Annotated in this window: 12 protein-coding genes; 1 reads left to right on the forward strand and 11 read right to left on the reverse strand. The window is 28.7% G+C overall.

Annotation, left to right across the window (positions count from 1 at the left end):
• Positions 1 to 158: 158 nt before the first annotated feature.
• A complete protein-coding gene (locus PKV21_06760; GenBank protein HOM27190.1) occupies positions 159 to 1,391 on the reverse strand; it encodes a molybdopterin molybdotransferase MoeA in 1,233 nt (410 codons plus the stop codon).
• On the reverse strand, positions 1,369 to 1,962 hold the full coding sequence (locus tag PKV21_06765) for a molybdenum cofactor guanylyltransferase (GenBank protein ID HOM27191.1): 594 nt from the start codon (positions 1,960 to 1,962) through the stop codon (positions 1,369 to 1,371). The genes PKV21_06760 and PKV21_06765 overlap by 23 nt, the downstream gene beginning before the upstream one ends.
• Positions 1,963 to 1,991: 29 nt before the next feature.
• Here PKV21_06765 and PKV21_06770 point away from each other — a divergent pair, with 29 nt between their 5' ends.
• Entirely contained in the window at positions 1,992 to 2,132 is a 141-nt protein-coding gene (locus tag PKV21_06770) for a hypothetical protein (protein ID HOM27192.1), read from the forward strand.
• Here PKV21_06770 and fdhF read toward each other — a convergent pair.
• From fdhF to PKV21_06815, 9 genes are all read right to left on the reverse strand, one after another.
• On the reverse strand, positions 2,086 to 4,785 hold the full coding sequence (gene fdhF / locus PKV21_06775; GenBank protein HOM27193.1) for a formate dehydrogenase subunit alpha: 2,700 nt from the start codon (positions 4,783 to 4,785) through the stop codon (positions 2,086 to 2,088). The genes PKV21_06770 and fdhF overlap by 47 nt on opposite strands.
• 2 nt (positions 4,786 to 4,787) lie before the next feature.
• On the reverse strand, positions 4,788 to 6,590 hold the full coding sequence (locus PKV21_06780; GenBank protein HOM27194.1) for an NADH-quinone oxidoreductase subunit NuoF: 1,803 nt from the start codon (positions 6,588 to 6,590) through the stop codon (positions 4,788 to 4,790).
• Positions 6,587 to 7,033, reverse strand: coding sequence for an NAD(P)H-dependent oxidoreductase subunit E (locus tag PKV21_06785; GenBank protein HOM27195.1), 447 nt, complete (start codon positions 7,031 to 7,033; stop codon positions 6,587 to 6,589). Before PKV21_06785 ends, PKV21_06780 begins: the two co-directional genes overlap by 4 nt.
• Complete coding sequence (locus PKV21_06790; protein ID HOM27196.1) at positions 7,026 to 7,943, reverse strand: molybdopterin-binding protein; 918 nt, start codon at positions 7,941 to 7,943, stop codon at positions 7,026 to 7,028. Before PKV21_06790 ends, PKV21_06785 begins: the two co-directional genes overlap by 8 nt.
• Positions 7,940 to 8,341: a cyclic pyranopterin monophosphate synthase MoaC gene (gene moaC, locus PKV21_06795; GenBank protein HOM27197.1), complete on the reverse strand. Its 402-nt coding sequence runs from the start codon at positions 8,339 to 8,341 to the stop codon at positions 7,940 to 7,942. The genes PKV21_06790 and moaC overlap by 4 nt, the downstream gene beginning before the upstream one ends.
• Positions 8,338 to 9,081 carry a formate dehydrogenase accessory sulfurtransferase FdhD gene (fdhD, locus tag PKV21_06800; protein ID HOM27198.1) on the reverse strand — a complete coding sequence of 248 codons (744 nt, stop codon included), beginning with the start codon at positions 9,079 to 9,081 and terminating at the stop codon, positions 8,338 to 8,340. The genes moaC and fdhD overlap by 4 nt, the downstream gene beginning before the upstream one ends.
• The gene (moaA, locus tag PKV21_06805; GenBank protein ID HOM27199.1) at positions 9,081 to 10,040 is read right to left on the reverse strand and encodes a GTP 3',8-cyclase MoaA; all 960 of its coding nucleotides are present in this window, start codon (positions 10,038 to 10,040) and stop codon (positions 9,081 to 9,083) included. Before moaA ends, fdhD begins: the two co-directional genes overlap by 1 nt.
• On the reverse strand, positions 10,040 to 10,459 hold the full coding sequence (locus PKV21_06810; protein ID HOM27200.1) for a secondary thiamine-phosphate synthase enzyme YjbQ: 420 nt from the start codon (positions 10,457 to 10,459) through the stop codon (positions 10,040 to 10,042). Before PKV21_06810 ends, moaA begins: the two co-directional genes overlap by 1 nt.
• Positions 10,460 to 10,558: 99 nt before the next feature.
• Positions 10,559 to 10,816 (reverse strand): hypothetical protein (locus PKV21_06815; GenBank protein ID HOM27201.1); only part of this gene is annotated, 258 nt, incomplete at its 5' end.

Consider the following 10,816-nt stretch of genomic DNA (forward strand, 5'->3'; position numbering starts at 1 on the left):
GCAACTAAACAATCAAAAAATTTACAATCCTTTATTAATTGTGCAAATCTATCTTTAAGTGTTTTACCTGGTTCGTTTACTATAAATGTTAAATCTAATGGTTCTCTATCTTTTCCAAATCCGTACATTTCTCATTTGATTATACTATATTTTTATCTTTAAGTAAAAATGGATACGAGGTCGGACCTCATTACTGAAACAATGACTTTTTCTCCTTTTTTTATTTTCTGTCCCTTTTTTAAATAAAGCAATCCATTTGTATTAACTATTGAAGTAAAGACACCTGATTTTTGCTTTTTAAACGGAATAACTATATTTTCATCATTTTCAACTTTCACAATTATCCTTAAAAATTCATCTCTATCACCTTTATTTTCAACATCACTTGCTAAAATTCCTACAACTTTAAATCTATCAAAGTTCTTTTTTCCTTGCATTTTTAAAATTGCTGGTCTTACAAGATTTTCAAAGTTTATATATGTTGAAACTGGATATCCTGGAAGACCAAAAATTAATGTTTTTCCTTTTTTACCAAAAAATGTTGGTTTACCAGGTTTTACTGCAACTTTCCAGAATTTCATTTCAATACCAATTTCCTTAAAAACATCAACAACAAAATCATACTTACCCTCGCTTACTCCACCTGATAAAATCAAAATATCCTTTTCTAACCCCTTTTCAATATATCTTTTCAATGACCTTTTATTATCCTTTGCTATCCCAAGAATTTCAGGAATTCCACCATATTTTAAAACAAGTCCATAAATAGAATAAGAATTACAGTCATATATTTCTCCCTCTCTCAATTTTTCCCCTATTTTCTTTACCTCATCACCAGTTGCAATTATTCCAACTTCTGGCTTTTTATAAACCAAAACTTTCTTTATTCCACAATATGCAATAATAGCCATATATCCACTATCTATAAAAGTCCCCTTCTTTATCAATAAATCTCCCTTTTTAAAATCTTCTCCTTTCTCAGCAATATTTTCACCCTTTTTAATTTCTTTTAAAATTTTTATCTTCCTTTTCCCTTCCTCAACAAACTCTTCTGTATCCTCAAATTTAATAACAGTATCAAAACCTTCTGGAATTTTAGCACCTGTCATTATTAAAACACATTTTCCCTTCTCATATTCAACAATTTTCTCTTCTCCTGCTTTAATCTCATCCTTAATCTCAAATATTTTTGTATTACTCAAATCATCAAATTTTATTGCATAACCATCCATTGCACTTCTTTTAAATGGTGGCATATCAAAAGGAGAAAAAATATCTTCTGCAATAAATCTTCCAAGTGATTTTAAAATATCAACTTTTTCAACACCACAAATTTTTGTTTCTTTTAAAACTATTTCAATTGCTTTTTCAAAACTTATTAAATTTTCCATGTTTTAAAATAAGAATATCATTTTTTGTATTTAAATTAAAAAAACTTTCCTGCCAACCAAACTTTTCAATTATATCCTGGCTTATGTACTCAACCTTTGCCCTATTTAAAATTTCCCTTACTCTGTATTCCCCTCTTTTTATCATCTCTTCCATTACTTTTAAAACATTCTTACTATAAATCGCAAAAAGAACTTCATATCTATTTTTATAAACAGGAACTAAAACATCATAATTTTTCTTTATTCCCATCATATATCTAACAAAATCAACATTTATAAAAGGCATATCACAGGCAAAAACAAAATTATATAAAGAACTTGAGATTGAAAGACCAGTATAAATCCCTCCAAGTGGTCCACATCCAAACCCATCTTTTATTACATCAATCTTTTCATCCTTATAATTTTCAAATTTTTCAGGATTTAAAGATACAATATAAATTTTATCAAAAACAGGTTTTATCCTTTCAATAATAATCTCAATCAATTTTTTACTATTGATTTCAATTAATGCCTTATCTAAACCAGTCCTTTTACTTTTTTCTCCTTTTGCAAGAATTATTGAGTTCATATAAAATAAATTACCATAAAGGCATCATAATGAAAAATCTAATCGCTATTTTTTCTGGTTTAATCATAGGACTAATGGCAGGACTTATTGGTGTTGGTGGAGGAGCAGCAACAGTAAGAATGCTTACTGACGAGGTGGGACCTTGCAAATGTGGCAGGAACAGATTTTGAATTCAGGGATTTTTGAGTATGGGTCAAGTTCTGTATGGGTTAATATATTTGCATAAAAATGGAATGGAATAAAAATAACACCTTTTTGGATTTTTCTACTCAATTTTGCTTTCAATTTGATAGAACCTCTTCTTGATTTAATTTCTGCAAAATCTCCTTCTTTAATTCCAAGTTTTTCTGCATCCTCACAATTCATAACAAAAAATTCATCTCCAGTTATCTCCTTTATTCCCTTAACTTTTCCAGTCATTGTCCTTGAATGATATTCTGTTAAAATCCTTCCTGTTGTTAAAATAAATGGATAATCTTCATCAGGCAATTCATATGGTTCTTTATATTCAACAATCTTTAAAATGCCTTTTCCTCTTTTAAATTTACCTATATGCAATGTTTCTGTTCCTTTATCTTCCTCTGATAGACATGGCCACTGAATCCTATCCCCATTTTTTACCCTTTTGGGTGTTATCCCTTTATAAACTTCAACAGTTTTATTTATTTCCCTTAAAATATCCCAGACATCGTTATAATTCCAGTTATAACCAAATCTCTTTGCAATCTCATTTATTATCCACCAGTCAGGTTTTCCATTATTGTTTTCAATGCATTTTGAAATTTTCTGAACCCTCCTTTCTGTATTTGTAAATGTCCCTTCTTTCTCAAATGAAGAAAGTGCTGGAAAAACAACATCTGCAAATTCACAAACTTCAGTAGAAAAGATATCTTGGACAATTAAAAAATCAATCTTTTCAAGTGCTTTCTTTATATGTAAAATATCAGGGTCAGAAATTAAAGGCATTTCTCCCATTATATACAAACATTTAATATTTCCTTTTAAAACATTTTCAAACATTTCAACAAGAGTAAAACCAATCTTATCAGGAAGTCCTTTCTCATTCCATAGATTTTCAAATTTCTCAATTGTATTTTTATCGTCAACCCTACTATATCCGGGATAAAACTCAGGCAAACAGCCCATATCACAGGCACCTTGAACATTATTCTGTCCCCTTAATGGAGAAAGTCCTGCACCTTTTTTTCCAATCTGACCTGTAAGAAGAGCAAGGTTTGAAAGAGTAAATACATTTTCTGTTCCTGTTATATGCTGTGTTATCCCCATAGACCATAAAATTACAGAACTTTTTGATTTTGAATATAAATAAGCAACTTTCCTTAAATCCTCTATTTTTACATTTGCAATTTTCTCAACAAGTGATAAATCAAATTTCTCAATAAATTTTTTATATTCTTCAAAATTCTCAACTCTTTCTTTTATAAATTCCTCATTGTAAAGTTTCTCATCAACAATTATTTTTGCAAGTCCATTAAAAACAATTACATCTGTTCCATATCTCGGCTGTAAATATATATCAGCAATTTTTGAAATCTCTATTTCTCTTGGGTCAATAACAATAATTTTTGCTCCTTTCTCTTTTGCTTTTCTTATTCTATAAGATGTTACTGGTTGTGTTTCTGTTATATTTGTTCCTGTTATAATTATGCAATCAGAATAATTTTCAATCTCATCAAGTGAATTACTCATTGCAGCAGAACCTATTGTTTGAGAAAGTCCTACAACTGTTGAGGAATGACAGAGCCGTGCACAATGGTCAACATTATTTGATTTTAAAACACACCTAAAAAATTTCTGAAATATATAATTTTCTTCATTTGTGCATTTTGCAGATGAAAGTCCAGCAATTGAAAAAGGTCCAAAATTATCTCTAAAATATTTTAATTTTTCATAAACAAAATCAATTGCTTCTTCCCAACTTACTTCCTTAAATTTACCATCTTCTTTTATAAGTGGCTTTTTTAATCTTTCCTCATCCTTTACATATTCAAATCCAAACTTTCCTTTAATGCATAAAAATCCTTTATTTACAGGACTATCTTCATCTCCTTTTACTTTCACAATCTCATTATTTTTTACATAAGCAACAATTCCGCAGCCAACTCCACAATATGGACATATAGCTTTTATCTTTTCATATTCCCAGTTCCTTCCTTTTCCTTCAGCACTTATTTCCCTTAAAGAACCAACAGGACATACTTCAATACAATTACCACAGAATAGACATTCTGTATCTTTCAATATTTCATCAAATCCACTTATTATTTCAGTTATAAACCCTCTATTTTTATAATCAATTGCATTTGCACCAACTATTTCTTCACATACCTTAACACATCTACCACATAATATACATTTCTCATAATCCCTAACAATAAAAGGAAATCCATTTTTTTCTTTTCTTTCTGCCTTTTCTCCAGAATATTCAATCTTTTTTATTCCATACTGGTAAGCATATTTTTCAAGCAAACAATCTCCACTTTTTTCACATGTCATACAATCAAGAGGATGGTCTGAAATTATAAGTTGTAAAGTTAATCTTCTGTAGTTTATCAGTTTTTCTGTATTTGTATAAACTTTCATTCCATCATAAACAGGATAGCAACATGAAGCAACTGGCCTTTTTTCTCCAACAACTTCAACAAGACATAATCTACATGCTCCATTTGGAATAAGTTCTGGATGATTGCATAAATTTGGTATTTCAATTCCATTTTCTTTTGCAGTTTGTAAAATTGTTTTCCCTATTTCAGTAAATATTTCTTTTCCATCTATTTCAATTTTGATTTTTTTATTTTCCATTTCTAATCCTTCTCAACAGCACCAAATTTACAAATATTAAAACATATTCCACATTTAATACATTTTTCAACATTTATTTTATGTGGCTTCTTTTTCTCTCCTTCAATCGCATTAACTGGACAATTTTTTGCACATAAAGTACAACCAGTACATTTTTCAGGATTTATATAATATTTTATTAAATTCACACAAACACCTGAAGAACATTTTTTTTCCTTTATATGAGAAATATATTCATCTTTGAAATATTTAATTGTTGTCAAAACAGGATTTGGTGCTGTTTGTCCAAGACCACATAAACTTGTTTCCTTAATATAATTTCCAAGTTCTTCAAGTTTTTCAATGTCTTCTATGTTTGCTTTTCCTTCTGTTATTTTTTCAATTATCTCAAGCATCCTTTTTGTCCCAATTCTACATGGTACGCATTTTCCACATGACTCTTTCTGAACAAAATCAAGGAAATATCTTGCAAGTTCAACAATGCATACCTTATCATCAATTACAATCATTCCGCCTGAACCCATAATTGAACCAAGATTTGCAAGTGTTTCATAATCAACAGGTGTATTGAAAAGTTCAACAGGAATACATCCTCCTGATGGTCCACCTGTTTGAACTCCTTTTATCTTCCTTCCTTCAGGCACACCACCACCAATTTCATAAATAATTTTCCATAATGGTGTTCCAAGAGGTATTTCAACAAGTCCAGTATTTTTTATCTTTCCAGCAAGTGAAAATATTTTTGTTCCACCACTTTTTTCTGTTCCAATCTTTGAAAAATTTTCTCCTCTTTCTTCAATTATTATTGGAATATTTGCAAATGTCTCAACATTATTTATACATGTTGGTTTTCCAAAAAGTCCTTTTTCTGCTGGAAATGGTGGTCTTGGTCTTGGCATTCCCCTTTTCCCTTCAATTGAAGCAATAAGTGCGGTTTCCTCTCCACATACAAAAGCACCTGCTCCTTTTTTAAGTTCAATATCAAAAGAAAAATCTGTCCCAAGAATGTTTTTGCCAAGAATTCCGTATTCGTAACAGATTCTCAATGCTTTCTCAATATGTTCAATAGCAATAGGATATTCTGCCCTCACATAAAAATAACCCTTTTTACAACCAGTTGTATAAGCACCTATAAGCATCCCTTCAATAACTTGAAATGGAACTCCTTCAAGCAAAGTCCTATCCATAAAAGCACCAGGGTCTCCCTCATCTCCATTACATATTAAATATTTCTCATCATCTTGTTTATTTTTCACAATCTCCCATTTCAGATATGTTGGAAAACCAGCACCACCTCTTCCCCTTAACTTTGATTTTTTTAATTCTTCAATAACTTTTTCTGGAGTATATTCATTCAGGACTTTTAAAAATGAAGAAAAACCGCCATTTTTTATATATTCATCAATATCAAGTGGGTCAATCTCACCACATAATTTCAAAACTTTAAATGTCTGATTTTTTAAAAATTTCTCATCCTTAATAACCAGTTCTTCAACTACCTCTTTTTTTTCTGCCTTTTTTATAATACTTTCAACATCTTTTAAAGAGACTTTTTCATATAAAAATGATTTCCCATCAAAACTTACAGAAACAACAGGACCTCCTGAACAGAATTTTTGACAACCAGTTGGAATTAATTTTAATTTTTTTGATTCTTTTATTTTCTCTTTAAAATTTTCATAAATATCAAGTCCACCAGCAGCCCTACAACCAGTTATACATACCTTTATCTTTACTCTTTCATCTTTTTCTTTTTTCAATTTTTCACAATAATTTTTAAAATCAGAAAAATTTTTAAATTTCATTTTAATTTTTCAAGTATTTTTTTAAATTTATTCTCATCCATATTTCCATAATAACTTGAATTTATCATACAAACAGGAGCAAGAAAACAACTTCCAAGACATGCAACAACCTGTAAAGTAAATTTTTTATCCTCTGTTGTCTTCCCATTTTCAAGTTTAAATTCCCTTTTAAGCATTTCAATAATTTTACTACCTCCTTTTACATGACATGCTGTCCCATCACATACTCTTATCAAGTACTTTCCTCTTTCCTCTGTTGAAAATTGGGAATAGAATGTTAGAATTCCAAAAATTTTACTTCTTGGTATTTCAATTTCCTCACATATTTTTTTCAATGTTTCAATAGGTACATAATTATACTTTTCCTGAAGATATTGCAATATTTCAAGATTTGAGAAATTTTTATTTTCAATTTCTTCAATAATCTCTTTTATTTCATTCATGTGGAAAATCCCTTACCATTTCAATTAGATGAACTAAAAAATCCTTCAAAACTTCAAAACATTCCTTAACACCATTTAAACTTCCTGGTAAATTTATTATAACAGTTTCTCCCTTTATTCCACAAACTCCCCTTGAAATTACAGAAAATTTTGATTTTTCATATGTCTTTATCCTTAAAATTTCAGAAACACCAGGAATTTCTTTTTCAATAACTTCTTTTGTTGCTTCAGGTGTTATATCTCTTTTTGTTATTCCAGTGCCTCCTGTTGTTAAAATCAAATCACAAACTTCAGAAAATTCATTCAACTTATTTTTTATCATCTCTTTTTCATCTGCTACTATATCATATTTTAAAACATCCCATCCAAGTTCTTTACAAATTTCTTTTAAGTATTTACCACTTTTATCCTCTCTTTCTCCTTTAAAACATCCATCACTTATCGTTAAAATACCTATATATATTCTCGGTATAACCTCAATAATATCTCCTTTTTTTATCTCCCCTCCTTTAATTACTTTTCCAAATACTCCTTCTTTCGGCATCAAACATTTCCCAACTTTTTTATAAATTTCACACCAATTATGGCATTTTTTCCCTATTTCAGAAATCTCAATGACAACATCATTAATTTTAAGTTTATCTCCAATTTTAAGTTTCCTTAAATCAATCTTTCCAGTTGTTATATTCTCTGCAAAAACTCCAGGACTTAAACCAGTTTCCTTTTTCAAACAGAAAAATTCCTCATTCATCCTTTCCCATGATAATAAACTTACCTGCCTATTTATTCCTATTTCTGCATGACAATCACCTTTAACTCCATAATTCTCTATAAGTTCAATCTTTTCAACAGGTCTTTTGCCTTCTCCCTTTTTTTCACCAATATTTACAGAATAAACAATGCCTTTCATTTTTGTTTTGAGAGTAATTTTATATCTGTTATTTTCATTTCTTTTTTAAAGCCCTTACACATATCATATATTGTCAGAAGTGAAACACAAACACCATAAAGTGCTTCCATTTCAAATCCAGTCCTATCAATACCTTCAACTTCACATATAACCCTTATTTTATCATTTTCTATCTCAAAATTTATCTTTGCTTTTGTTATTTTTACTGGATGGCAATGTGGAATTGTATAAGGAGTATTTTTTATTGCAAAAAGTCCAGCACTTTCAGCAAAATCAAAGACATTACCTTTTGGGACTTTATTATTTTTTATTTTATCTATAACTTCTGGAGCAACAATAATAAATCCTTCTGCAACTGCTTTCCTTTTTGTAATTTTTTTATCTCCAACATCTATCATTTTATCCTTTCTTTATGTGTATAAATATTAAATCTTTTCCCTCTTGCAAAACCAATTATTGTAATACCAAATTCTTCACCAATTCTTATTGCATAATCAGTTGGTGCACCTTTTGATAAAATAACTGGAATCTTCATTTTTACTAATTTAAAAATAATTTCTGAAGTAATTCTTCCAGATGTTAAAAGTATTTTATCATTTAAGGATATATTTTTTAAAATTGCCTCACCAATAACTTTATCAAAAGCATTGTGTCTACTTATATCTTCTTTAAAAATAATAATTTCTCTATCTTTTGCAATTCCACATACATGAACACAACCTGTCTTTTTATATAATTGGGAAATCCTATTGAAAACTTTTAAAAGATAAAAAATGGCATCACTTTTAAAAAAATTATCAAAATTAACCTTATCCATGATGTTTAAAGTAATATGCCTACTACCACATTCAGAACTTATAAACCAAAAAGGACCCAAAAAATCATTTTTTTTCAATCTCACATTACAAATACATCCTGAAATATCAATATTTTCAATTTCTTTTAAATCTTTCACAATTCCTTGAGTAAATAAGAAACCATATATCAAATAATCTATATTTTCAAAAAGACAACTTAAAACAACTACCTCTTTCCCATTTATAAAAATCCTGACATACTTTTCTTCAACAACCTCATCTTCTAATTTATTTTCTCCCAAACCTTCGGTAAATTTAACTATTTCAACTTTTTTTATCATTATCCACCAACTATATTCATATATGGCAGTTTATAATAACTCCTTTGAATTTCTAAAAATGGATTATAACTAAATTTTCTGTTGAAAATCAAAGAAAAAATAATACCTAAAATTTCATTTTCTTTATTATTAAAATTTTTAAAATTAAAAATCGGTTCTCCATATAAACAGCTGAATAGATTACCTTTACAGTCAATCCTTAACCTATCACAATTTTTACAAAATGGCTCACTTACAGGTGTAACAAATTCAATATAAATTGTTTTGTCTTTGTTTTCATATTTTTTAATTCTCCCATTTTCACAAATAGGGCTCAATTGGATATATTTCTTTAATATTTCTTCAACAAAAAAATAAGGAACAAAATTTTCCTTCCAGAAAGTGTAATTTTTGTAAACAGGCATTAATTCTATAAACTTAAGAATAACTTTATTTTCTTCAGCAAATTTTAAAAAATCATATATCTCATCAAGATTAATTTCTTTCATTAAAACTATATTCAACTTTACTACATCAAAATTTTTTACACTTTCTTTTATACCACAAATTATTTTTTCAAGTCCTTTAACAGATGTAATTCCTTCAAACTTCTCACTCTTTAAAGTATCCAAACTTATATTTACTCTTTTTACGCCTACTTTTTTTAATCTTTCAACATTTTCACAAAGAAAATATCCATTTGTTGTAATAGATACTTCTTTTATTCCATCAATTTTTGAAATTTTATTTATCAAGTAATATATGTTTTTTTTAATAAGTGGTTCTCCTCCAGTAATTTTAATTTTTTTTATCCCAAAATTTGTGAAAAATTTCACAATATCAACGATTTCCTCATACGACAAAATATTTTTTTTGTTTAATTTATAAAATTCTTTAGAACAATAAAGACATCTAAAATTACACTTATCAGTTATTGAAATCCTTAATGTATCTACTTTCCTTCCAAATTTATCCTTCATTACTCTCCTATTATCTTTATCAAAACTCTCTTTTTCCTTTGACCATCAAATTCACCATAAAAAATCTGCTCCCATGGTCCTAAATCAAGTCTTCCATTTGTAATTGCAACAACAACTTCTCTTCCCATAATAGTTCTTTTTAAGTGAGCATCTGCATTTGTCTCTCCAGTTAGATTATGTTTGTACTTTGAAATTGGTTGGTGTGGTGCAAGTTTTTCAAGAAATTCAACAAAATCAGAATGTAGTCCTTTTTCATCATCATTTATAAAAACACTTGCAGTTATATGCATTGCATTAACAAGACAAATCCCCTCTTTTACTCCACTTTTCTTTACTGCTTCCTCAACTTTCTCTGTAATATTTATAAATTCAATTCTATTTTCTGTACAAAACCATAAATATTGGGTAAAAGATTTCATTATTTTATTTTATCATCTCTTCTTTTTTTTTCAATATTTTTTACTAATTCTTACTGCCTACCTTAAAGGTGGGAGAATGTATTCGCCACTATGAGTTGCTCAATTACCTCTTTGCTTAAGACTCCAGACAGTTGTTTGTTCTTCTTTAAAATCTCTTGGGTGAAGTGACTTTATTTTTTTAGAAACTTTAAAGGAACTAATATTAAGCCCTTGAGAGCGGGTAATAAACCGTTCAATGTATCTAAAAGTAACTCTGTACTTTTGACCAATTTCTAAATCAGTAGTTCCTTTTGCTTTTTCATGTAAGATTGTTTTCTCAAGTTCTTTTTTAGTTTTGAAACTTATCTTTTGGTTAGC

This window comes from bacterium, from assembly GCA_035371905.1.
In the GTDB taxonomy this organism is placed as follows: domain Bacteria; phylum Ratteibacteria; class UBA8468; order B48-G9; family JAFGKM01; genus JAMWDI01.

Bases quoted from the DNA above. Each gene is read 5' to 3' on its own strand.
- PKV21_06760 (HOM27190.1), bottom strand. From the start codon at position 1,391: ATGGAAAATTTAATAAGTTTTGAAAAAGCAATTGAAATAGTTTTAAAA.
- PKV21_06765 (HOM27191.1), bottom strand. From the start codon at position 1,962: ATGAACTCAATAATTCTTGCAAAAGGAGAAAAAAGTAAAAGGACTGGT.
- PKV21_06770 (HOM27192.1), top strand. From the start codon at position 1,992: ATGAAAAATCTAATCGCTATTTTTTCTGGTTTAATCATAGGACTAATG.
- fdhF (HOM27193.1), bottom strand. From the start codon at position 4,785: ATGGAAAATAAAAAAATCAAAATTGAAATAGATGGAAAAGAAATATTT.
- PKV21_06780 (HOM27194.1), bottom strand. From the start codon at position 6,590: ATGAAATTTAAAAATTTTTCTGATTTTAAAAATTATTGTGAAAAATTG.
- PKV21_06785 (HOM27195.1), bottom strand. From the start codon at position 7,033: ATGAATGAAATAAAAGAGATTATTGAAGAAATTGAAAATAAAAATTTC.
- PKV21_06790 (HOM27196.1), bottom strand. From the start codon at position 7,943: ATGAAAGGCATTGTTTATTCTGTAAATATTGGTGAAAAAAAGGGAGAA.
- moaC (HOM27197.1), bottom strand. From the start codon at position 8,341: ATGATAGATGTTGGAGATAAAAAAATTACAAAAAGGAAAGCAGTTGCA.
- fdhD (HOM27198.1), bottom strand. From the start codon at position 9,081: ATGATAAAAAAAGTTGAAATAGTTAAATTTACCGAAGGTTTGGGAGAA.
- moaA (HOM27199.1), bottom strand. From the start codon at position 10,040: ATGAAGGATAAATTTGGAAGGAAAGTAGATACATTAAGGATTTCAATA.
- PKV21_06810 (HOM27200.1), bottom strand. From the start codon at position 10,459: ATGAAATCTTTTACCCAATATTTATGGTTTTGTACAGAAAATAGAATT.